The sequence below is a fragment of the Mesorhizobium sp. P2_D6 genome (assembly GCF_056404315.1).
Genome location: NZ_JBFUEG010000003.1, coordinates 284,378 through 306,913 on the forward strand (window position 1 = coordinate 284,378; position 22,536 = coordinate 306,913).

22 protein-coding genes are annotated in these 22,536 nt (G+C 63.2%); 10 read left to right on the forward strand and 12 right to left on the reverse strand.

The window, feature by feature from the left end:
* Positions 1-68: 68 nt before the first annotated feature.
* Positions 69-1,379, reverse strand: a complete 1,311-nt coding sequence (urtA, locus tag AC1D1L_RS07760) for an urea ABC transporter substrate-binding protein (RefSeq protein WP_112561521.1) — start codon at positions 1,377-1,379, stop codon at positions 69-71.
* A gap of 311 nt (positions 1,380-1,690) precedes the next feature.
* On the opposite strand from urtA, the gene AC1D1L_RS07765 reads away from it, so the two are divergent.
* Complete coding sequence (locus AC1D1L_RS07765) at positions 1,691-2,086, forward strand: hypothetical protein (RefSeq protein WP_477340223.1); 396 nt, start codon at positions 1,691-1,693, stop codon at positions 2,084-2,086.
* 120 nt (positions 2,087-2,206) lie between these two features.
* Positions 2,207-4,120 carry a PhoX family protein gene (locus AC1D1L_RS07770; RefSeq protein ID WP_477340225.1) on the forward strand — a complete coding sequence of 638 codons (1,914 nt, stop codon included), beginning with the start codon at positions 2,207-2,209 and terminating at the stop codon, positions 4,118-4,120.
* Between the two features lie 68 nt (positions 4,121-4,188).
* Here the strand turns inward: AC1D1L_RS07770 and AC1D1L_RS07775 are convergent, their stop codons facing one another.
* The 3 genes from AC1D1L_RS07775 to AC1D1L_RS07785 form a co-directional block, all read right to left on the reverse strand.
* Positions 4,189-5,760, reverse strand: coding sequence for a GMC family oxidoreductase (locus AC1D1L_RS07775; protein ID WP_477340227.1), 1,572 nt, complete (start codon positions 5,758-5,760; stop codon positions 4,189-4,191).
* Positions 5,761-5,810: 50 nt separating this feature from the next.
* Positions 5,811-6,341: a gluconate 2-dehydrogenase subunit 3 family protein gene (locus tag AC1D1L_RS07780; protein WP_477340229.1), complete on the reverse strand. Its 531-nt coding sequence runs from the start codon at positions 6,339-6,341 to the stop codon at positions 5,811-5,813.
* Positions 6,342-6,423: 82 nt separating this feature from the next.
* On the reverse strand, positions 6,424-6,819 hold the full coding sequence (locus AC1D1L_RS07785) for a VOC family protein (RefSeq protein ID WP_477340231.1): 396 nt from the start codon (positions 6,817-6,819) through the stop codon (positions 6,424-6,426).
* 219 nt (positions 6,820-7,038) lie between these two features.
* Between AC1D1L_RS07785 and AC1D1L_RS07790 the strand changes: the two genes are divergently transcribed.
* On the forward strand, positions 7,039-7,341 hold the full coding sequence (locus AC1D1L_RS07790; protein WP_112561515.1) for a ribbon-helix-helix domain-containing protein: 303 nt from the start codon (positions 7,039-7,041) through the stop codon (positions 7,339-7,341).
* Positions 7,342-7,344: 3 nt separating this feature from the next.
* Here AC1D1L_RS07790 and AC1D1L_RS07795 read toward each other — a convergent pair whose 3' ends face one another.
* Together AC1D1L_RS07795 and cckA are read right to left on the reverse strand one after the other, a co-directional pair.
* Positions 7,345-8,055, reverse strand: coding sequence for a purine-nucleoside phosphorylase (locus AC1D1L_RS07795; protein WP_352561777.1), 711 nt, complete (start codon positions 8,053-8,055; stop codon positions 7,345-7,347).
* A 79-nt stretch (positions 8,056-8,134) separates the two neighbouring features.
* Positions 8,135-10,708 (reverse strand): cell cycle histidine kinase CckA, encoded by a 2,574-nt coding sequence (cckA, locus tag AC1D1L_RS07800; RefSeq protein ID WP_477340234.1) that lies wholly within the window; start codon positions 10,706-10,708, stop codon positions 8,135-8,137.
* Between the two features lie 207 nt (positions 10,709-10,915).
* On the opposite strand from cckA, the gene AC1D1L_RS07805 reads away from it, so the two are divergent.
* The gene (locus tag AC1D1L_RS07805; protein WP_477340236.1) at positions 10,916-11,629 is read left to right on the forward strand and encodes a hypothetical protein; all 714 of its coding nucleotides are present in this window, start codon (positions 10,916-10,918) and stop codon (positions 11,627-11,629) included.
* A gap of 173 nt (positions 11,630-11,802) precedes the next feature.
* On the opposite strand, the gene dksA is transcribed toward AC1D1L_RS07805, so the two are convergent.
* Positions 11,803-12,219 carry an RNA polymerase-binding protein DksA gene (dksA, locus tag AC1D1L_RS07810; protein WP_112395407.1) on the reverse strand — a complete coding sequence of 139 codons (417 nt, stop codon included), beginning with the start codon at positions 12,217-12,219 and terminating at the stop codon, positions 11,803-11,805.
* Between the two features lie 255 nt (positions 12,220-12,474).
* Between dksA and AC1D1L_RS07815 the strand changes: the two genes are divergently transcribed.
* From AC1D1L_RS07815 to AC1D1L_RS07830, 4 genes are all read left to right on the forward strand, one after another.
* On the forward strand, positions 12,475-12,978 hold the full coding sequence (locus AC1D1L_RS07815; protein WP_477340238.1) for a SixA phosphatase family protein: 504 nt from the start codon (positions 12,475-12,477) through the stop codon (positions 12,976-12,978).
* An 85-nt stretch (positions 12,979-13,063) separates the two neighbouring features.
* Positions 13,064-14,542, forward strand: a complete 1,479-nt coding sequence (locus tag AC1D1L_RS07820; protein ID WP_477340240.1) for a YcjX family GTP-binding protein — start codon at positions 13,064-13,066, stop codon at positions 14,540-14,542.
* Positions 14,539-15,603: a YcjF family protein gene (locus AC1D1L_RS07825; protein ID WP_477340242.1), complete on the forward strand. Its 1,065-nt coding sequence runs from the start codon at positions 14,539-14,541 to the stop codon at positions 15,601-15,603. Before AC1D1L_RS07820 ends, AC1D1L_RS07825 begins: the two co-directional genes overlap by 4 nt.
* A gap of 83 nt (positions 15,604-15,686) precedes the next feature.
* The gene (locus AC1D1L_RS07830; RefSeq protein ID WP_477340244.1) at positions 15,687-16,235 is read left to right on the forward strand and encodes a hypothetical protein; all 549 of its coding nucleotides are present in this window, start codon (positions 15,687-15,689) and stop codon (positions 16,233-16,235) included.
* Between the two features lie 72 nt (positions 16,236-16,307).
* Here AC1D1L_RS07830 and AC1D1L_RS07835 read toward each other — a convergent pair whose 3' ends face one another.
* The 3 genes from AC1D1L_RS07835 to AC1D1L_RS07845 all read right to left on the reverse strand — a co-directional run bounded on the left by AC1D1L_RS07835 (position 16,308) and on the right by AC1D1L_RS07845 (position 19,121).
* Positions 16,308-16,574, reverse strand: coding sequence for a hypothetical protein (locus tag AC1D1L_RS07835; RefSeq protein ID WP_112561811.1), 267 nt, complete (start codon positions 16,572-16,574; stop codon positions 16,308-16,310).
* Positions 16,575-16,862: 288 nt separating this feature from the next.
* The gene (locus AC1D1L_RS07840; protein ID WP_477340246.1) at positions 16,863-18,071 is read right to left on the reverse strand and encodes an MFS transporter; all 1,209 of its coding nucleotides are present in this window, start codon (positions 18,069-18,071) and stop codon (positions 16,863-16,865) included.
* Between the two features lie 60 nt (positions 18,072-18,131).
* Entirely contained in the window at positions 18,132-19,121 is a 990-nt protein-coding gene (locus AC1D1L_RS07845; protein ID WP_192254335.1) for an AraC family transcriptional regulator, read from the reverse strand.
* 160 nt (positions 19,122-19,281) lie between these two features.
* Between AC1D1L_RS07845 and AC1D1L_RS07850 the strand changes: the two genes are divergently transcribed.
* Positions 19,282-21,132, forward strand: coding sequence for a monovalent cation:proton antiporter-2 (CPA2) family protein (locus tag AC1D1L_RS07850; RefSeq protein WP_477340248.1), 1,851 nt, complete (start codon positions 19,282-19,284; stop codon positions 21,130-21,132).
* Entirely contained in the window at positions 21,129-21,677 is a 549-nt protein-coding gene (locus AC1D1L_RS07855) for a DUF924 family protein (RefSeq protein ID WP_477340250.1), read from the forward strand. Before AC1D1L_RS07850 ends, AC1D1L_RS07855 begins: the two co-directional genes overlap by 4 nt.
* On the opposite strand, the gene folK is transcribed toward AC1D1L_RS07855, so the two are convergent.
* Together folK and folB are read right to left on the reverse strand one after the other, a co-directional pair.
* Complete coding sequence (gene folK / locus AC1D1L_RS07860; protein WP_477340252.1) at positions 21,674-22,186, reverse strand: 2-amino-4-hydroxy-6-hydroxymethyldihydropteridine diphosphokinase; 513 nt, start codon at positions 22,184-22,186, stop codon at positions 21,674-21,676. The two genes, AC1D1L_RS07855 and folK, sit on opposite strands and share 4 nt — an antisense overlap.
* On the reverse strand, positions 22,170-22,529 hold the full coding sequence (gene folB / locus AC1D1L_RS07865; RefSeq protein WP_112561505.1) for a dihydroneopterin aldolase: 360 nt from the start codon (positions 22,527-22,529) through the stop codon (positions 22,170-22,172). The genes folK and folB overlap by 17 nt, the downstream gene beginning before the upstream one ends.
* Positions 22,530-22,536 lie beyond the last annotated feature (7 nt).

Here is a 22,536-nt window from a genome sequence, read left to right on the forward strand (position 1 = left end):
CCGGGCGGGCTGAAGCGCCCGGACGCCTTGCGGTCTCTGGCCTTGGAACCGGCCAGTCCCGGGAGGGATCAGTTCGTGCCCTTGCCGCCGCATCTGCCGGTGGCAACGTTGAAGTTGCCGCAGGACAGAGGCGCACGCCAATCCGAGATCAGATCCTTGGAGTCAGGCAGATAGTCGGACCACTCGTCGCCCATCACGAGGCCGGGCGTCTGCGACACGGTCTCGAACTGGCCGTCGGCCTGGATCTCGCCGATCAGCACCGGCTTGGTGATGTGGTGGTTCGGCATCATCGTCGAATAGCCGCCGGTCAGGTTCGGCACGGACACGCCGACCATGGCGTCGATGACCTTGTCCGGATCGGTGGTGCCGGCCTTCTCGACCGCCTTCACCCACATGTTGAAGCCGATATAGTGGGCTTCCATCGGGTCATTGGTGGTGCGCTTGTCGTTCTTGATGAACTTGTGCCAGTCAGCGATGAACTTCTTGTTTTCCGGCGTGTCGACGCTCTCGAAATAGTTCCAGGCGGCGAGATGGCCGACCAGCGGCGCGGTGTCGAGACCGGCCAGTTCTTCCTCGCCGACCGAAAAGGCCATGACCGGAATGTCCTCGGCCTTGATGCCCTGGTTGCCGAGCTCCTTGTAGAAGGGAACGTTGGCGTCGCCATTGACGGTCGAGACGACGGCGGTCTTCTTGCCGGCCGAACCGAACTTCTTGATCGCCGAGACTTCGGTCTGCCAGTCGGAGAAGCCGAACGGCGTGTAGTTGACCATGATGTCTTCGGCCGCGACGCCCTTGGCCTTCAGATAGGCCTCGAGGATCTTGTTGGTGGTGCGAGGATAGACATAGTCGGTGCCTTCCAGCACCCAGCGCTTCACCGAGCCGCCATCCTCACTCATGAGGTAGTCGACGGCGGGGATCGCCTGCTGGTTTGGTGCGGCGCCGGTGTAGAACACGTTGCGCTCGCTTTCCTCGCCCTCATACTGGACGGGATAGAACAGGATGTTGTCGAGCTCGGAAAACACCGGCAGCACCGATTTGCGCGACACCGAGGTCCAGCAGCCGAACACGGCGGCGACCTTGTCCTTGGAGATCAGCTCGCGCGCCTTTTCGGCGAACAGCGGCCAGTTGGACGCCGGATCGACGACGACCGCTTCCAGCTTCTTGCCGAGCAGGCCGCCCTTGGCGTTCTGCTCTTCGATGAGCATCAGCATGGCGTCTTTCAGCGTCGTCTCCGAAATCGCCATGGTCCCCGACAGCGAATGCAGAATGCCGACCTTGATCGTGTCTTCGGCGGCCTTGGCCGGAGACGACATCGACAGGCCGGCAGCGACCACGCCGGCCGAAAACATTTTTGTTATTGTCGCGAAATTACCCCTCATACCGAATACTCCCAAGCTGGTTGATTGCAGCGCAACCATGCAATGCAACAGCCGTGCCAAACGCAAATGCGGCTCTCGGAAATGGGGAATAATCTAACGTTATCAGCCGATTGTTATATTAGCCTAAAGAAAACAAAGGCAGCCGGTTAAAAATTGATTGAGGGAAATTTGCGCAGCGCACAAGACTTTTGCCTAATTTTCGCCCAATTATGACAAGTGCCTAGATTTTGAACTCAGCCAGGCACGCGGACGAACAATATTGCGGCACGGCGCAAAAATGGGGCAAGCTCACTCCGCAAACGAGTGACCCGATGACATCCCGCATCTCCTGCATTTCCGGCATCCTGCTGCTGATGGCAACGAGCGACGGCGCGCGCGCCGACTTCAGCGATGGCAAGCTGCCAGACGGCACCTATCACTGCGAAGTCTATCTGCTCGGCGCCTTCCTCAACCTCGGTGACATCACCATCAAGGGCAATGTCTATACCGGCCCGGTGACGTTCGGCACCGCGCGGCAAGGTTATAACTATCAGATGAACGCCAATGGCGAGATCACCTGGCTGGGACCGCTGGGCGGCTACACTACCGGCGGCAACTCCGTCTCGATGACGCAGGCGACGCTGGACGGCGAGACCACCCCGTCCTTCGACATCATCCTGAAGCAGCCCGACGGTGCCTTCACCGCCTCGACCTGCACCAAGGGCTGAGCCGAGCAAACCACTCTCGCCATCGCTTGCGCCAAAACCTTCCTCTCATGTCATGCGGATGTTGCCGAAGCAGACTAGGGCAGCGGTGCGCCGTAACATCCACCCTGAGAGGCAGACACCATGGCCAACGCACCGTCTTCATCCTCCCCCGTCATCCGCGACGTCATTGCCGAGCGCGTCTCGCGCCGGTCTCTTTTGAAAGGCAGCCTTGCCTCCGGCGCTTTGATTGCCGGCGGCAGCTTTGTCGGCTCCTTGTTTGCCGGCGAAACGCATGCCGCGGCAGCGCAGTCGACGCTCGGCTTTCCCGAGTTGAAGCGGGTCTACGACAAAACCCATGCCGCCGCTGAGGGCTATGAGACGACCATCGTCGCGCGCTGGGGCGACCCGCTTGCCGCAGGCCTCGCCGAGTTCGACGGCAACAAAGTCGCCGCCGACGAGCAGGAGAAACGCTTCGGTTACAATTGCGACTACATCGCCTTCATGCCGCTGCCCAAGGGCACGGTGAACTCCGACCACGGTCTGCTCTGCGTCAACAACGAATACATCTCGCCCAATGTGATGTTTTCCGGGATGACCGAGGACGACGCCGGCAAGACGATGACCAAGGAACAGGTCGATCTCGGCATGGCCGCGATGGGCCATTCGATCGTCGAAGTGCAACTGAAGGACGGCAAGTGGGAAGCCGTGGCTGACAGCCCGCTCAACCGCCGCATCACCGCCAACACCGAAATGACCGTTTCCGGGCCGGCCGCCGGCCATGCCTTGATGATGACTTCAGCCGACGCCACCGGCACCAAGGTGCTCGGCACCAGCTACAACTGCAGCGGCGGCTTCACCCCCTGGGGCACGGTGCTGACCTGCGAGGAAGGCGTGTCGGACATTTTCGGCGGCGACCCGAAGAAGGCGCCGACCGCCGAACTGCTCGACCGTTACGGCTTCGACGGCTCCGACATCTATGGCCGCGGCCGCTTCCACGACCGCTTCAACCTCGACAAGGAGCCGAACGAGGCCAACCGCTTCGACTGGGTGGTCGAGATCAACCCTTACGACCCGCAGTCCAAGCCGGTAAAGCGCACTGCACTCGGACGCATGTCGCATGAGGCGTCGACCGTGGTCCTCAACAAGGACGGCCGCGTCGTCGTCTATATGGGTGACGACGACTATTTCGAATACATGTACCGCTTCGTCTCGGCAAAAGCCTACGACAAGGCCAACCCGGCCTCAGGCGCCGATCTGCTCGACGAGGGCGTGCTGTCGGTCGCCCGCTTCGATGCCGACGGCTCGATGACATGGCTGCCGTTGGTGCATGGCCATGGGAAGCTCACTGCCGAGAACGGTTTTGCCGACCAGGCCGAAGTGCTGTTGAAGACGCGTTTTGCGGCCGACGCGCTGGGCGCCACGCCGATGGACCGGCCCGAGGACATCGAGACCAATCCGGTGACCGGCCGCGTCTATGCGGTGATGACCAAGAACAAGAAGCGCGACCAGTCCAAGGTCAATCCGGCCAACACGCGGCCGGAAAACCTCTGGGGCCATATTGTCGAGTTGATCCCGCCCGGCGGCCGCGGCGCGGATGCCGACCACACGGCGGAAAAGTATGCCTGGGACCTGTTCGTGCTCTGCGGCAACCCGAAAGATGCCAAGGTCGGCGCGACCTTCCATCCCGATACGTCGGACAATGGCTGGTTCGTCTGCCCCGACAACATCACCTTCGATCCAGCCGGGCGGCTGTGGGTGGCGACCGACGGCGCCAATGATTTCGACCTGCCGGACGGCGTCTATGGCGTCGACACCGAGGGTGCCGCGCGCGGCCTGCCGAAACTGCTGTTCACTTGCCCGCATGGCGCGGAAGCAACCGGCCCGTGCTTCACGCCGGACGGCACCACGCTGTTCCTGTCGGTACAGCACCCTGCGGAAGACGCCGAGACGCTCGACAAGGTGCAGACGCTGTGGCCCGATTTCAAAGACGGCCAGTTGCCGCGGCCGTCCGTCGTCGCCATCCGCCGCAAGGACGGGCAGCCGGTCGGCGCCTAGTCAATCTCGGGAGATAAAAGTGCGGAACGCGCCCATGCGCGTTCCGCGTAGCGGTCCGGGAGGACGGCTCAGATCGTCTTGGCCGACATTTGCGACGCTATGTATTCGGCCTGGCGGATCGCCAGCGACACGATCGTAAGTGTCGGGTTTTCGGCCGCACCGGTGGTGAACTGGCTGCCGTCCGACACGAACAGGTTCTTGATGTCGTGCGCCTGGCCGTGCTGGTTGACGACGCCGTCTTCCGCCCTCTCGCTCATCCGGTTGGTGCCGAGATTGTGGGTCGAGGGATAGGGCGGCGTCGGGAACGAGCGCGTCGCACCAACCGCATCGTAAAGCGCTGTGGCCTGCTTGTAGGCGTGGTTGCGCATCGCCGTGTCGTTGGGATGGTCATCGAAATGCACGTCGGCGATCGGCATGCCGTGCGCATCCTTCTCGTCCTTGTGCAGCGTAATGCGGTTTTCCGCACGCGGCATGTCCTCACCGACGATCCACAGGCCGGCCATATGATCATAATGGTCGAGCGCGGTGGTGAAGGAACGACCCCAGCCGCCCGGATTGAGGAAGGCAGCCATGAAGGGCAGACCGAGCGACAGCGTCTCGAACTCGTAGCCGCCGACAAAGCCGCGCGACGGGTCATGGCGCGCCTCGTCGCGGATGATGCCGGCCATGGTGGTGCCGCGATACATGTGCACCGGCCTGTCGAAGATGGCGTAGACCGAGCCGGTGGTGTGGCGCATGTAGTTCTTGCCGACCTGTCCCGACGAATTGGCAAGCCCGTGGGGGAATTTCGCTGACTCGGAGTTCAGCAGCAGGCGCGGGCTTTCGATCGAATTGCCGGCGACGGCGACGATGCGGGCCTTCTGCTCCTGCAGCTTGCCGTCCTTGTCGGCATAGACGACGCCGGTCACCTTGCCTGAGGCGTCGTGGTTGATCTTGATCGCCATGGCATTCGGCCTGACTTCGAGATGACCTGTCGCCTCACCCTTGGGGATCTCGGTATAGAGCGTCGACCATTTGGCGCCCCATTTGCAGCCCTGGAAGCAGAAACCGGTCTGCTGGCAGGAGTTGCGGTCGTCGCGCTCGACCGAGTTGATGGCCATGTTGCCGGTATGACATTCCTTGTAGCCGAGCTTGTCGGCGCCGGCCTTCAGCACCTTGAAATTGTTGTTGCCGGGCAGCCGCGGCCAGCCATTGGTGCCGGTGACGCCCATCTTGGCTTCGGCCTTGGCGTAGTACGGCTCCATCTCGGCCAGCGTGACCGGCCAATCCAGCAGGTTGGCGCCTTCCACCTTTCCATAGGTCGAGAGCGTCTTGAACTCATGCTCCTGGAAGCGCAGCGAGGCGCCGGCCCAGTGCGTGGTCGAGCCGCCGACCGATTTGACGATCCAGGCCGGCAAATTGGGGAAATCCTTCGACACCCGCCAGTCGCCGGACGTCGTGCGCTTGTCCGTCCAGGCAAGCTGGCTGAAGGAGCCCCACTCGTCGTTGATGAAGTCCTCATATTCGTGGCGGGCGCCGGCCTCGAGGATGACGACATCGACGCCCTTCTGGGCGAGTTCGTTGCCGAGCGTGCCACCGCCGGCGCCGGAGCCGATGATGACGACGACATTGTCGTTCTTGAGATCAAATGAAGCTGCCATGGTTTCCTCCCATGAATTCCTGTTTGCGGGGGTTCAAAACGACAGGGGCTCTAGAGCCACTCGATGTCGTCGAAACCGCGCGCGATGTAGCCGCCTTTGGAGTAGGACTCGCCCTCGTAGCCGAAGATCGGCCACACCTCTTGCTGGTTGTAGAGGCTGACGACGAGGCCGCCGCGAATCGACTGGAAGAACGGCGTCGCCTCGATCTGCTGCAGCACGGCGACGCGCTGCTCCTCCCAGCCGAGGCCGCGATAGCCGCCCTCGCCCGACTTCTTGTCGAGGTCGGCAATGCCGTCTTCGATCATCGTCTTGTAGGCGGCGTCCTTGCCGGCCTGCTCGTCATGGCCCTTCACGGCGATGGCGTAGTATTTGTCGGGCACCTGATCGTGCGGATAGATGTCGCGCGCCATCTGGATCAGCGTCGCCATGGTTTCGGGCTTGAGCGCCGATGTCTCGAGCCCCCAGGCATTTTCGGGGCTGATGACCGCTTTGCCGGAAATGACGAGCAGCGCGCCGATGCCACCGCGCTTGAGAAGTTCACGACGTGAGAGCCCAGGCTTCCCGTCATAGATCGTGACCATTTTGTTCCTCCCTGCTTGCTAATTGCGCCCTTGAAGAGCACCGTTGCTGGCGTCGCGCGGCTGAACGCGGCGGAATAATCCCCTACTGGAAGCGCCCTCCACGCTGCAGAACCTCGATCTTGTAGCCGTCGGGGTCCTCGATGAAGAAAAAACGGGCGATGAGCGACCCATCGCGGTTGAACTCGACGATCTTCTTGGGGTTGAGGCCGAGCGCGCCGATGCGGTCGTGCTCGCTGTCGAGATCGGCGACCGAGACCGCCAGGTGGCCGTAACCGTCACCAAGCCCATAAGACTCGGTGCGGCCCTTGTTCACGGTGAGTTCGAGTTCGAACCCGGTTTCGGCGCTGGCGAGGTAAATCAGCGTGAATGTCTCGAAATCCAGCCTGTCGGCGATATCGAGCCCGAAAGCGTTTCTGTAGAAATCGACGGATCGGGCCTCCTCGAGAACCCGGATCATGGAATGGATCGCCTTCGCCAAATCAGTCTCCGTGGCTGCATGTTGGAAACGATTATGAGCGGTGCGTATAAAAGGTGGTGGCAGCCCGTTACCACGCCTGAATTCACAATTTGCGTAAACTGCGGCTCAACGACGAAAGTCCGATTGCCGATTCGGCCCACAAGGCCGAAAATGCAGGGACAAGCACAAACGTGAAGGCGCGATCGAGGCGCCCAAAACCAACAATATCGGGAGGTAAGGATGTGCAGGGTTTTTGCCGGGCAGGATCCGGAGGGCTACCGACAGATCAACAGGTCGATACGCATCGACGGACACTCGACCAGCATCCAGCTTGAAGCGACATTCTGGGCATTGCTGGACGAGATCGCCGACAGCCAGGGCCTGACGACGCCGAAATTCATCTCGAAACTCTATGACGAGGCGATCGAGATCAACGGCGCCATTCCCAACTTCGCCTCGATGCTGCGCACCACCTGCGCGCTCTATCTGCGCGGTCACCGGCCTGACATGGATGAGTTGACGCCGAAGCGCCAAGCCGCCTGAAGCCTATCCCTCGGCCGCAACCTCGAGCCCGAGCCGCGCCATGTCGGTGAACAGAGCCTGACGTTCGGAATAGGCGGTTAGCTCGTCGGTCACGATATTGTCGACGACGGTCAGCAGCGACAGGGCGCGGGCGCCGAAATGCGCCGCGAGGCGGTAGAGCGCGCTGGTTTCCATGTCGACGGCGAGCGCGCCAAGCGTCTGTGCTTCAGCGAATCGAGCGCGCCCTTCCGGGTGATAGAATACATCGCTGCAGATGGTCAGCCCTGCCTGATGGTCGATGCCGAGTTGAGCGGCGCAGGCCAAGGCGTGGGCGTACAGGCCGGGATCAGGCCCGGCAGCAGCATCGTAGAGGCCGAAGACCTGGCCGCTTCGCTCGCTTTCGGCGCGCACCGATTGCGAGATCACCACGGAACGCAGCGGGACGTTGGGGGTCAGACCACCGCAGGTGCCGGTGCGGATCAGCGTTTTGACACCGTGGAAATCCAGCAGCTCATGCACATAGACCAGGAAGGACGGGACACCGATACCGGTGGCCTGGATGCTGACGGGACGACCGCGATAGAGGCCGGTAAAGCCCAGCGCGCCCCGGCGACGGTTGACGCAGCGCGGCGCCTCCAGAAACGTCTTCGCCATCCACTCGGCGCGCTGCGGATCGCCCGGCAACAGCACCGTTGCGGCATAGTCACCCTTGGCTGCCTCGTTGTGCGGCGTCACGACATGCTCCCCAAAACCCGCCGTTCGCCTGCAATCATGCCAGCGTCACGTCATTGCGCAAGCGGTGAATTAGGGAGATCTAAGATTCAAGCACGTCCTTGACGACAGTGGCCAGTTGTTTGAGCGAGAATGGCTTCGGCAGGAAGCCGAATTGCGCGTCGGGCGGCAGGTTCCGGGCGAAGGCATCTTCGGCATAGCCGGACACGAAGACAAACTTGATGTCGGGCTGGCGCTTGCGCAATTCGCCAAGCAGCGTCGGTCCGTCCATTTCCGGCATCACCACGTCGGACACAACGATATCGACCTTGCCGCCGAGCGCTTCGAAGACCTCCAGCGCCTCGACGCCCGAAGACGCCTCATGGACGGTATAGCCGCGCGACGTCAGCGCCCGCGAGCCGCCCATGCGCACGGCGTCCTCGTCCTCGACCAGAAGCACCGTGGCCGAGCCCGACAGGTCCTTGCCGGGGTCGGCGGCTTTCACCGGCACTGCAGGCGCATCGGCCGGATCGCCGGCCTTCCTGGCTTCGGCAATGTGGCGCGGCAGGAAGATACGGAAGGTCGAGCCCTTGCCGACCTCGGAATCGCAGAAGATGAAGCCGCCGGTCTGCTTGATGATGCCGTAGACCATCGACAGGCCAAGGCCGGTGCCCTTGCCGACTTCCTTGGTGGTGAAGAACGGCTCGAAGATCTTCTTCAGCACGTCGGGCGCAATACCTGAGCCGGTATCCTCGACCTCGACCACGACATAGTCGGCCGGGGTCAGTTCGCGGTAGGAAAAGCTCTTGCACTCCGCGGCAGTGACGTTTCGGGTGCGCACGGTGAGGTCGCCGCCGGCAGGCATGGCGTCGCGCGCGTTGACGGCCAGATTGACCACCACCTGCTCGAACTGGCCGATATCGACCTTGACCGGCCACAGATCGCGGCCGTGATCGACCTTCAGCTTGATGTCGTTGCCGACCAGACGGGCAAGCAGCATCCTGAGATCGGCAAGCACGTCGGTCAGGTTCAGCACTTCCGGCCGCAGCGTCTGCTTGCGTGAGAAGGCGAGCAGTTGCCGCACCAGCGAGGCCGCCCGATTGGCGTTCTGCTTGATGTTCATGATGTCGGGGAAGGACGGGTCCGACGGCCGGTGATTGGTCAGCAGAAGGTCCGACGCCATGATGATGGCGGTCAGCACATTGTTGAAGTCGTGGGCGATGCCGCCGGCGAGCTGTCCCACAGCCTGCATTTTCTGGCTCTGCGCCATCTGGCCCTCGAGCGCCTTCTGCTCGGTGGTGTCGACGGCATAGACGATGGCCGATTCCTCAGCCCCCTCGCCGCCGGTGCCATCGGCGACCGCGTTGACGTAGAAGCGGATGTGGCGCTCCTCATTGCCGGGCAGCAGTGTGTCGATGGGCTCGATGTCGGCCTGCCTGAGCCGCGCCTTTTCGAAGGCGGCGGCAAAGGCCGGGCGGTCGCGCTCGTGGATGACCGTATCCAGCCGCACGCGGCGGTCGACGGCATCGCGATCGACGACGGAGGAAAACAGCGACAGGAACGGCGCGTTGGTGCGCAGGATGCGGCCGCTGGCGTCGACGCCGGCAATCGCCATCGGCGTCGAGTTGAAGAAGCGGGTGAAGCGCACTTCCGACGCGCGAAGGTCGGCGGACGCGTCCTCACCCTGGGTGCGGTTGAGCACGATGGTGCGGGTCGGGCCGTTGGTCCCCTCGCGGCTGGCCGAAACGCGGTGCATGAAGCGCACCGGCAGTGCCTCGCCGGTCGTCGTCGTCAGATCGAGATCGATGACCGCGTTGCGGGTGGTGCCGGGATCGGCCTTGACCGAGCGCACCAGAGCCATGCCGTCGCCGGCGACGATTTCCGGCAGCGTGACCGCGCCGGGTGTGAAGCTCGCAAGGTCAATGCCCAGCCATTCGGCGAGCGTGGCGTTGATGTAGGTGACGCGGCCCTCCTGGTCGGCCGAGAAGAAGCCGGCCGGCGCGTGGTCGAGATGGTCGATGGCCTTCTGCAGGTCGAGGAAGAAACGCTCCTGCTCTGCCCGTTCCTGCGAGATATCGGCGAGCTGCCAGGCGAGCATGGGCAAACGCTGGCCGGGAACGCTGAAGGCGCGGGCCCGCGCGCGGTACCAGCGCGCGCCTGGCTCGGCGCCGGGCCGGATCGACTGCGCCAGCCGGAATTCGCCGTCGCCGGCCTGGCCGTCGCGCAGGCCCGAGGCCAACCGGTATATGGTCACCGAGGCTTCGGGAACATCGGAAAGCAGGCCTTCGACCGTCTTCAGGTCAGCTGCCGACGCGGCACCGGTCATCTCGGCATAGGCCCGATTGGCGTAGACGACGCGGCCCTTGGTGTCGGTGACGATCAGGCCTTGCGACATCGAATCGACGAAGGCCTTCGACAGTTCATCCCCGGTCGAACGCGGCGCGATCTGCACGAAGCCGATGGCCGTGGCGAACAGGAAGCCGACGCCGATCATGGCAAGCACGCCCAGCATGCCGAGCAGGAAGGGATCGCCAAGACGTTCGCGGAAAATGCCGAAAACGATCGCGGCCCCGGTCAAGACGATGATGAAGACGATGAGCCGGGTAACCGCGCCTGGCCGCGTGTTCTGGTCGACGATCGGTACCGGATAGAAATCGCCGCGCGTTTCCCTGGCCATATGCCCCCTGCTCGTGAGTTTGTCCGACATCGCCCCCGGCCGGTTGAATCACATTCTCCTAATCCGGAAAAGGCCTTGGCGGCAAATGTCTGATAAAAATGACGCGCCGGTGTTTCAAGCTGTTCATGAGGCGTGAAGGCAACTTGCGGTGCCCGGTCGCAACGGTCTAGTGTCGCTTCCACTTCAAAAACCGATTTGGGGGCACCGATGCAGTGGCTGGATAGCGTGGCGGGTCCTGGATATGCCGCAGCGCTGCTGTGGACGTTTGCCGCTCTTGTCCTGCTGGTCATCGTGCTTGTCATCATCAGGCTGGTCCGCAACCTGACTTTCGGCACCTTCGTTGCCGGCGGCAGGAACCGCAAGACGCGGCTGGCGGTCATGGACGCCACCGCGGTCGACAGCCACCGCCGGCTGGTGCTTATCCGGCGCGACGATATCGAACACCTGATTTTGATCGGCGGCCCGACCGACGTCGTCGTCGAGCGCGATATCAGGCTGGCGGCGCCACGCCGTCCGGCTTTGACCGGCGATGGCGGCGGTGGTGGCCTGCAGCAGCAGGCGCCGCGTCCGCGCGCAGCACAACCCGCCCCCGCCGCACCTGCAAGGCAGGCGCCACCGCCGCAACCGGTAAGGGCGGCCCCTGCCGCCGTTCCGCCACGCCAAGCAGCACCGGCGCCAAAACCAACCCAAATCTACCAGGCGAGCAATGTGACACCGCTGCCGGCCTATGGCGCGGCCGCCAACACCGCCCGACAGGCCCCGCCGCCACCGAAGCGCGAGTCCATCGACGACACGCTGATGCGGGAACTTGAGGTCTCGCTCGATGATTCGCACGCCAGTAAGCCGGCGGCGAAAGCGCCGGCTTCACTCGATGACGAGATGACCAAGCTGCTCGGCGAACTCGCCAGTCAGAAGCGATAAATCCTACCGGAAACCGGCCGGTCCTGACCGGAGTGTGGATCTATACCATTCTTGCGTATGATCTCTTTGAACCCAGGCTTAGCGCGGCAAAACCCGGAAGCTCCGCGCAAAAACAGAAATGGCCGGGAAAACCCGGCCGTTTCTAATGAAAAGTTCTGCCTGATGGCTGCGGCTCAATCGTCGCGATAGACTTTCTCGCGGCGCTCGTGGCGCTCCTGCGCTTCGATCGACAGGGTCGCGATCGGGCGTGCGTCGAGACGCTTCAGCGCGATCGGTTCGCCGGTTTCCTCGCAATAGCCGTAAGTGCCTTCATCGATGCGCTGCAGCGCCGAATCGATCTTTGAAATGAGCTTGCGCTGGCGGTCGCGGGCGCGAAGTTCGATGGCGCGGTCGGTTTCAGAAGAAGCCCGATCGGCGAGATCGGGATGGTTGGCGTTTTCCTGCTGCAGGATTTCGAGAGTTTCGCGCGCTTCGCGCAGTATGTCGTTCTTCCAAGTGACGAGCTTCAGGCGGAAGTATGATTTCTGCCGTTCGTTCATGAACGGCTCGTCTTCGGAGGGTACGTAATCGGCGGTAGAGATATCGTTCATTCGACTCACCCAACAACCCCAAATTTCGCGCTTATATATTCGCGCAGAGAAGGCTGCACAAGCGTAATCGGCGCGCGTTTCGCGCAATTGTTAATGCCGTATGTAGCGACCGGCGGCAAAGCCGTCCACAGCAAGGCGCGGGCGAATTCGCATATGATTCGTTACGCTTGGGCGCCGCCGCCCATTGTGCGGCAGGCCGTTCTCGTGGCTAATCCAATTGTGTCATTTTGATAGGAAGCACACCATGGGGGTCCGGTGAGCAGACTGTATCTGTTGAGGCATGCCAAGGCTGGTTGGGCCCTGCCCGGCGTGCGCGACTTCGACCGCCCGCTCGACGCATCGGGCATTGCCGATGCCGAAACGATGGGCACGGCGATGCGTGCCCGCAACTACATTCCCGATATCACGCTCTGCTCCAACGCAAGGCGCGCGCGCCAGACGCTGGAGGGCATTGCCGGCCACACCGATACCGGCCGGGTGCTGTTCTTCGACACGCTCTACAGCGAGGATGCCGCCGGCTATCTCGCCATCATCCGTGGCAATGGCGGGCCGGGCTCGCTGCTGGTCATCGGCCACAATCCGATGACGGAAGACCTTGCCATGGCGGTTTCGGGCGACGGCGACGAGGCGGCGCGGGCCATCATGAACCACGGTTTTCCGACTTCGGGCCTAGCGGTCGTGCGCTTCGAGGGCACCCTCAACCAAGCTGCGCAAGGTGCCGGCTATCTCGAAGCCTTCCTGACGCCCGCCGATCTCTGAGCGGAGCCGGCCAGGGCCGGACGCCATTTCAAACTGCGGATGCAAAGCCTATATCGGGGCGGACCGAGACCCGAGAGAACAGATTTTGGCATCATCGCTGACGACATTCACCGACGAAGCGAGAATTGCCCTGGATACGCTGTCGGGGCGGGCCAGCGGGCTGTTTTCGCCATCGCTGCGGCTCGGCGTCACCGGCCTGTCCCGTGCCGGCAAGACGGTGTTCATCTCGGCTGTCGTCCACAATCTGATCCATGGCGGGCGCCTGCCACTGTTCGAGGCGCAGAAGTCCGGACGCATCGCGCGCGCCTTCCTCGAGGAACAGCCGGATGACGCCGTGCCGCGTTTTCAGTACGAGGATCACATCGCCGCTTTGGTCAACGACCGCATCTGGCCGGATTCGACGCGCGCCATTTCCGAACTCAGGCTCACCATCGAATACGAATCTGCCTCCGGCTGGAACCGCATGTTTTCCAGCGGCCGGTTGTCGGTCGACATTGTCGACTACCCCGGCGAATGGCTGCTCGACCTGCCGCTGCTCGGCAAATCCTTCGCCGATTTCTCGCACGAAGCCTTCGATATGGCGATGCTGCCGGTGCGCCACGACCTCTCTCAGGACTGGCGGGCGCTGGCGGCGACAATCGATCCCAATGCCGACGCCGACGAGATGACGGCGCGACGCCTCGCCGAGAGCTTTGCGGCCTATCTCAAGGCCTGCAAGCTAGACGAACGGGCGCTGTCGACCTTGCCGCCCGGCCGTTTCCTGATGCCGGGCGACCTCGAGGGTTCGCCGGCGCTGACCTTCGCGCCCTTGCTGCTCCAAGGCGAGCGGCGGCCACGCTCCGGTTCGCTGCAGGCAATGATGGAGCGCCGCTACGAGGCTTACAAGACGCATGTGGTGAAGCCGTTCTTCCGCGAACACATCACCCGCCTCGACCGCCAGATCGTGCTGATCGACGCCATGCAGGCGCTGAACGCCGGCCCCGGCGCGATGGCCGACCTCGAACGCGCGGTGACCGAGATCCTCTCCTGTTTCCGCCCGGGCCGCGGCAATTTCCTCACCGATTTGTTTTCGCGCCGCATCGACCGCATCCTGGTCGCTGCGACCAAGGCCGACCATCTGCATCACGAAAGCCATGACCGGCTGCAGGCGATCGTGCGCAGGCTTGCCGACCGGGCCGTGGCGCGGGCGAATTTTACCGGTGCCGATGTCGACGTGGTCGCCATGGCGGCGGTGCGCGCGACACGCGAAGGCACGGTCAAGCACGGTCGTGAAACGCTGCCGGTGATCATCGGTACGCCGCTGAAGGGCGAGAGGATCAACAGCGAAATCTTCGACGGCAAAACCGAAACCGCCATATTTCCCGGTGACTTGCCGGAGAAAATTGAAGCGGTTTTCGATGTTTCTGAAGCTGACCACAGACAGAGCAGCGACGATCCGGCGATCCGTTTCGTGCGCTTTCGGCCACCAAAGCTCGAACGCACCGCCGACGGCGTCACGCTGTCGTTGCCGCATATCCGGCTCGACCGCGCCTTGCAGTTCCTGATCGGAGACCATCTGGCATGACCGCGCCCCGCAGACCGGCAGCTTTCCGCATCGAGCCGGAGGCCGAACCGAAGCAGGCCCGCAGCCATGCCGAGCCGCAGCCGCCGCGCAAGCCGCGCGCCGTCGTCGTGCCGGCCGAGATCGATGTCTTCGACGAACCCGACATCGTCGCCGCCGAACCGCCGCCGGCGACCGCGCCGCGCAAGCGCTCGCTATTTGCCAGCCTGTTTTTCGGCGCGGTCGGCGTGCTGGTTTCGCTGACCGTCGGCCTGTGGACCGACCAGCTCATTCGCGATCTGTTCGAGCGCGCAGAGTGGCTGGGCTGGCTGGCGGCTGCCATGGCCGCAATCGCCGTGCTGGCGCTGGTGGTGGTGCTGGTGCGCGAATTCCTGGCTATTGCCCGGCTGGCCGAGGTCGAAAAGCTGCAGAAACGGGCGCTCGATGCCGTGGCGCGCGACGATCCGAAGGCCGCAAGGGCCGTCGTCGACGAACTCTCGGCTTTTGTCGCGGCAAAACCCGAAACAGCGGCCGGCAGGCGCTCGCTGGCCGAACTGCGGGGCGAGATCATCGACGGCGGCAATCTGGTGCGGCTGGCCGAAACCGAGATTCTCGGGCCGCTCGACGCCAGGGCAAAGGTGATGATCCTGGAAGCCGCCAAACGCGTGTCGCTGGTCACCGCCGTCAGTCCGCGAGCCCTGGTCGACGTCGCCTATGTCGTGTTCGAGGCGGGGCGGCTCATTCGCCGCCTGTCCGAGCTTTATGGCGGCCGCCCGGGCACGCTGGGCTTTTTCCGGCTGGCGCGCAGCGTTCTCGCCCATCTGGCGGTGACCGGGTCGATCGCCGTCGGCGACAGCTTTGTCCAGCAGATCGTCGGCCATGGCCTTGCCGCGCGGCTTTCGGCGAAACTCGGCGAAGGCGTCGTCAACGGCATGATGACGGCGCGCATCGGCATCGCGGCGATGGAGACGGCGCGGCCCCTGCCGTTCATTGCCGCCAGGCGGCCGGGCATGGGCGATTTCCTGTCGGCGCTGACCTCGTTCGCGACCAAAAAAGAGAGGGAGACACCCGCTGCCGAAAAGTGAAACGCCTACTCGCGGTCACCAAGCATTAACCAATCTTGTTCATGGTCGTCCAACAACAGCCTCCTTGTTGCCGGGTGTCGTCTATGAAAAGCGTAATCTTGTCCTGCGTCCTGCCCCTGGTCGCGCTTGCTGCACCTCTGGGCCTGGCCGGGAAAGCCTCTGCAGCCGAACCCGACAAGCAGTTCTTCCGCACCGTCGAAGGCAAATGGGTCGGCCCGGGCGAGATCGTCGCCGGCAAATACAAGGGCACGAAATTCACCTGCAGCTTCGACGGCTCGACGCCTGACAACAAGACGGGCATGTCGCTGGACGGCGACTGCCGGGTCGGTGTCTTCACCCAGAAAATGTCAGCCACCGTCGAGCGCAAGGGACGCGACTACAAGGGCAACTTCATGGGCGGCGCCGCGGGTTCAGGCCTCGACATCATCGGTGGCAATGTCGTCGATCCCCGCAAGGTGGTCTTCACCATCAACCGCAACCAGTTGCGCGGCGTCATGCAGGCCCGCATTCCCGACGACAATTCGATGACGGTGACCATCGCCGTGCGCGTCGACCAGCAACTGGTGCCGGTGATCGGCATGAGCCTCAAGCGCGTCGATACCGTCGAAGTCGGCTCCATCGCCAAGAACTGAGTTCCGGCAGCGGCCAGCAAAAAAGGCGGTGGCTCCCCGAGCCACCGCCTTCTTCAATTCCCCAGAACGAAATCAGCCCTTGATGGCGGCCGTCAGTTCGTCATAGGCCTTGCAGGCTTCGTCCAGCGTCGTGGCGCCCTGGTACTTGGTCGTCACCGCCTGCACCTTGGCCGTCAGGTCAGCCGCCTTGGACGGATCCTTGGTGATCGCCTCCTGCAGCGCGGCGGTCATCTCCTGGGCCTTCTTGGCCGCAATCTCCTGCGTGCATTCAGGCGCCTTCGAACAGGCCGATGCGGCAAGCATGGCGACACCCACGCCGACGAGCAAAAACTTCTTCATGTCAGTCATCTCCTCACAAAGGCAGAACTTGATCGTCGCTGCCTTCAAATGGCCGAAGCCGAGCGTCCCTTAGCCGCCGATTGCGGCAAAACGCAACGCGTGTGCCGCATAAACTTGTGTACGCGGCTGCAACATCGCGGCGGCCCGGAGTCAGGCCGTCTAGACTAATGCATGTCGCCCAAAAGTGCGCAGCGGTTTTGGGATAACGACATGCATAAAAACAAAAACTTAAAGCGCGTCGCACAGGGCCGTTCAGGCGCGACGCGCTTTAGGGCAGTTGAAGCAGGGTTAGCTGCGAGGCTGTAGCAGCGCCAGCAAAGCTGTCGATGCGGCAAGGACGGCGGTGAGAGTCAAAGGCGCCGTGGCGCCGTAATTGTCCACGACATAGCCGCCGACAACCGCGCCGATGGTGATGGCAACCTGGAAAGAGACGACCATCAGGCTGCCCGCCGCTTCCAGTGCGTCAGGTGCCGCACGGGACAGATTGGTCGGCAGCACCACCGGCCCCATGCCGAAGGCCAAGCCCCAAAGCGTTACGAGCGCGAAGGCAGCGCCGACGTGCACGCCCCAAAGCACCAATGCCAGCGCCGCAAATGCCATCAAGACGGCGGTCACCACGAGCGCCATGCGGATATTGGCGTCGGCCAAGCGGCCGCCGACAATGTTGCCGACCACGGCGGCGATGCCAAATCCGAGCAGAGCCAGCGCAATCGGCCCGGTTGCAAGCAGCGTCACATGTTCGAGGAAGGGGCGCACATAGACAGAGCCGGCGAAATGCCCGGTCATCAGCAAAACAATGGCAAGCATGCCGAGCTGAATGCCACGCCGCCGCGTCAGCCGAAACACGTCGGCAAGGCTGTTGCTTGCGGTTGCAGGCAAGGTCGGCAGGCTGAGAAACTGCAGCAGCATGGCAACCAAGGCCAGCCCCGCTGTCATGGCCATGGCGCTGCGCCACCCCAACCAGTCGCTGATCAACGCGCCCATCGACGGCGCGGCAATGGTGGCGAGCGAGACGCCGAGGGTGACGATGGCCATGCCCCGACCTGTCGCATTGGCGCCGACCAGCCTCGCTACGACGGCAACCGAAAGTGCCCAGAAAGCGCTGAGCGCGATTCCCAGCCCGGCCCGGCCCAGCAACAGCAGCCAGAAATTGGGCGCCAGCGCTGCAAGAATATTGGAAGCGACCGCCAGGGCCATGAGACCAACCAGCACCGTCTTGCGGTTCAACCGGCCGATGAGAACATTGCTCAACATCGCCGTCACGGCGCCGACCGAAGCGGTGGCGGTGACGACCTGTCCGGCTGTTCCCTCGCTGATGCCGAGATCGCGCGCCATCGGCGTCAACAGACCTGCCGGCAGGAATTCGGCGGACACCAGGGCAAAGCTGGTGGCCGCCAATGAAATGACCGCGAACCAGGTGGCTGCGCTCCATGCGGTTGGCGCATCGGCGTCAAGGCCAATCGCGGCGTCTTCAAGCTGTAATGTTGTGTCAGTCACGGAAGGATCTCCAAAGTTTGGAGATCTTCTATAGACGAGTCCGTTCGGATGATATGTATCCTAGAATCCGAAATTCATATCTATTCGTCCGGGAATTGTGCGGCGCACAACACCTGGCGAAACATTGGTGATGCGCTTGAACGCGCGCGCGAAGGATGCCTCGGAATCATAGCCCAAACGGGTAGCGACTTCGGCGACCGACAAGCCGTTCTGCCCCAGCAACTCACGGGCAAGCTGCATCCGCAGGCGGGCGAGATAGCGTGCAGCACCCTCGCCCAAGACAGCGCTGAAGCGCTCGGCGAAAATCGACCGCGATTGGCCTGCCACGCCGGCCAAGCTTCCCAGCGTCCAGTTGTGGCCGGGGTTTCGGTGCATGGCTGCCAGAGCGCGGCCAATATGGGGGTCGCGGATGGCTGCGAGCCAACCGGTGGTCGAAGCGCCATTGCAATTGACCCAGCAGCGGATGAGCCGGGCTGTCAGCAAATCCGCCATACGCGACAAAATGGTGGCGCTGCCCATCTGCGGTTGCGCGGCCTCCACCGTCATAGCCGCCAGCAAAGGACCGACGACGGGGTCATTGCCGGCGACGTCGCAACCCTTGATGACAGGCGGCATCAACGTGATCAATGGGTTGAGCGCACAGGAGCCCAAGGCCATCGAGCCGCAGAAAAGGGTGCTCGTCGCGCCCGTTCCCTGCCGTACCACTTCGCAAACGTTGCCGCCGAACTTGATGACCTGGCAGCCCTCGAGCGAGTCGACCTCAACGTCCGGCGCGCTCGCCAGCCGATGGGCGATGCCTTGCGGCAGCAGCACCAGATCGCCATCGCGCAACTCCTGCCAGCCTTGCGCTTCGGTATGAATCCAGCATGGCCCATGGCCGACAAAATGAAACCGAAGCAGCGGTTGCTGCGGAAAGTCTATGCTCCATGGATGCCGGAGCTCGCAGCGGCCATAGTTGACGCCGCTCAAGCGAAAGTCCTGCAGAACTTCACTAAGCGCATCCATCGGGATATGGGACGGCGAAGACGGTCGGGACGAATGGTCAAGCATTGAACTGATATAGATGCCGAACGTCCGGCAGGCAAGCGGCGACCATTGTTTCACCGGGGGAATCGCTTCAACGGCACCTACCCGTCCTGGCAGGCTTCCCACCCTTGCCTCTAGCTCCAACTGCATGCAAGGAGTGCTGCTGAACACGGGGACAAGAGGCATGGCAGCGGAAGCGTCGGGCAGCGATCTTATTCAGGTGGTGGCGCTGCTTGCCGCCGGCGTCGTCGCCGTTCCGATCTTCAAACGCATGGGGCTGGGCTCGATCCTCGGCTATCTCGCCGCCGGCGTGGTTATCGGCCCGTTCGGCATCCGCATATTTTCCGAATCGGAAGCCATCCTGCACGTCGCCGAACTCGGCGTCGTCATGTTCCTGTTCATCATTGGGCTGGAGATGCAGCCGTCGCGGCTATGGGGGCTGCGGCGCGAAATTTTCGGACTCGGCGCCCTGCAGGTCGGCGTCTGCGCGGTGCTCCTGACTCTCGTCGGATTAGCGGGCGGCTTTCCGATCGCGCAATCCTTCGTTGCCGGCGCCGGCTTCGTGCTGACCTCGACGGCGATCGTCATGCAGCTGCTGGAAGAACGCGGCGAGATGGCCAGCCCCAAAGGACAGCGCATCGTGTCCATCCTGCTGCTTGAGGATCTGGCGATCGTGCCGCTTTTGGCGCTGGTCGCCTTCCTGGCGCCGGGCGGTGCCGAGATGACTCTGCAGCAAAGGCTGACCGAGGTCGGCATCGGCCTTGGCGCCATTGTCGGGCTGGTGGTGGCCGGCCGCTATCTGCTCAATCCGTTCTTCCGCATCCTGGCCGACGCCAAGGCACGCGAAGTGATGACGGCGGCCGCACTTCTGGTCGTGCTGGGATCGGCGCTGGTCATGCAGCTCTCCGGCCTGTCGATGGCGATGGGCGCCTTCCTTGCCGGCGTGCTCCTGTCGGAATCGACCTTCCGCCACCAGCTGGAAGCCGACATCGAGCCGTTTCGCGGCATCCTGCTTGGCCTGTTCTTCCTCGCCGTCGGCATGTCGCTCGACCTGCATGTGGTGGTCTACAATTGGCGGCTGATCGCCATCTATGTCGTCGCCTACATGGTGATGAAGGCGCTCGGCATCTATCTCGTCGCCCGCGTGCTGAAGAGCGGCCATCGCGAAGCGCTGGAGCGCGCCGTGTTCATGGCGCAGGGCGGCGAATTCGCCTTCGTGCTTTACTCCGCCGCGGCGGCCGTCGGCATCATCGACAGCCGGGCCAACGCCACGCTGACCGCGATCATCATCATCTCGATGGTGCTTACGCCGCTGGCGATCATTGCGCTCAGATATTTGACGCCGCGCGACGAGCAGTCGCTCGAAGGCGTCGATATCGCCGAAGGGCTGACCGGCAGTGTTCTGGTCATCGGCTTCGGCCGCTTCGGCCAGATCGCCAGCCAGCCGCTTTTGTTGCGCGGCATCGACGTGTCGATCATCGACAATGATGTCGAAATGATCCAGGCAGCGGCCGATTTCGGCTTCAAGGTCTATTATGGCGACGGCACACGGCTCGACATTCTGCGCGCCGCTGGCGCTGGTCGTGCGCGCGCCGTGCTGATCTGTGTCGACAAGCCCGACGCTGCCGTTCGCATTGCCGAACTGATCAAGGCGGAGTTTCCGTTGCTGACGGTTCTGGCTCGCGCCTTCGATCGCGGCACAGCGCTGTCGCTCATTCGCGTCGGCGTGGATTTCCAGCTGCGCGAAACCTTCGAATCGGCCCTCGTCTTCGGCGGCTCGGCGCTTGAGGCGCTTGGCGTCGAACCGGAAGATGTCGCCGACGTCATCGAGGATGTTCGGCGCCGCGACAACGACCGCTTCGAGACGCAGCTGGCTGAAGGCATACGGGCTGGCCGGCGCTTCCTCAGGGGCAATATCGGCACGCCGATTCCGACGCCGCTCGCCCCGCCACGTCGACCCGGCCAGGCGCTGAATGAAGAAACCGCCGGTGTGTTGAACAAATCCGAACCCGCCCAGCCAGAGGAAGGCAGATGACCGCATTGGATGAGCGAGCGCTCGCCGTCACCAAATTCTGGCGCGAGGCCGGCGAAGACGCCTGGTTCGAAAAGAACGACGCTTTCGATGCGGATTTTCGCAGCCGATTTCTCGACCTGCATTATGCGGCCGCGCGGCGCGAGTGCGACGCCTGGTCGGAGCATGCCGAGGGCTCGCTGGCGTTGATGATCCTGCTCGACCAGTTCCCTCGCAACTGTTTTCGCGGCTCCGGCCACATGTACGCCACCGATCCGCTGGCAAGGCACTTTGCCGCCAGGGCGATCGCCGCCGGCCATGACCTGGCGCTGGAAGAAGACCTGCGCGTCTTCCTGTACCTGCCCTATGAGCACTCCGAACTGCCCGCCGACCAGGACAGATCGGTTGAGCTCACCACTGCCAGGGCGCCGGAGTATATCAAATACGCGGTCGAGCACCGCGACATCATCGAGCGTTTCGGCCGCTTTCCGCATCGGAACAAGATGCTTGGCCGCGAGACGACGGCGGACGAACAGGCATTTCTCGATGGCGGCGGATTCTCCGGCTAACCCAGCCACCAGTCGCGGCCGGACGCCAGCCGCTCTATGCCTGACGTATCGACGGCGCTGAGCCGCTCGCTCACGCTGCGGCCGCCAACCGCCAGTTCCGGCGCGATCTCGGCCAGGGGCGCCAAAACGAAGGCGCGCTCCAGCATTCTGGGGTGCGGCACTTCCAGCCCGGTCTCGTGGATGATGCGGTCGCCGAACACCAATATGTCGATGTCGATCAGGCGCGGCCCCCAGCGCTCCTCGCGCACCCGTTTTAGCTTGCGCTCAGCCTCGAGGCAAAGATCGAGCAGCGCCCTTGGCATCAGCGCGGTCGAGATTTCGGCAGCGGCATTGAGAAAATCCGGCTGGTCGAGCTTGCCCCATGGCGGCGTGCGATAGAGCGAGGAGACGGCGATGACGCGCGTGCTCTCGTCGGCGTCCAGCAGGCGCAGCGCCGTCGCCATCGAGGCGGCTGGATCGCCGAGATTGCCGCCGAGGCTGAGGTAGACCGTGTTATTCGGGCCAGACAACGGTCACCTCGACATAATCGAGCACGCCGGGCACCGGCGCGTTCGGTTTGCGCACGGTGATCTCGGCCTTCCTGATCTGCGGAAACCGCGCCGTCAGCGCCTTCGCAACTTCGAGCGCCAGCGCCTCGATCAGGAAACGGCGGTGTCCAGTGACGATCTTTTCAATCACCGTGAAGGCGACGCCGTAATTGACGGTATCCTCGATAGAATCATCCTCCAGCGGGCGGCTGGGCTCGACCGTCAACTCGGCATCGACATAGAAACGCTGGCCAAGCGCCTCCTCCTCGTCCAGCACGCCGTGCCGGGCAAAGAAGGCGCAGTTCTTCATGCGGATGACATACATTTCTTGG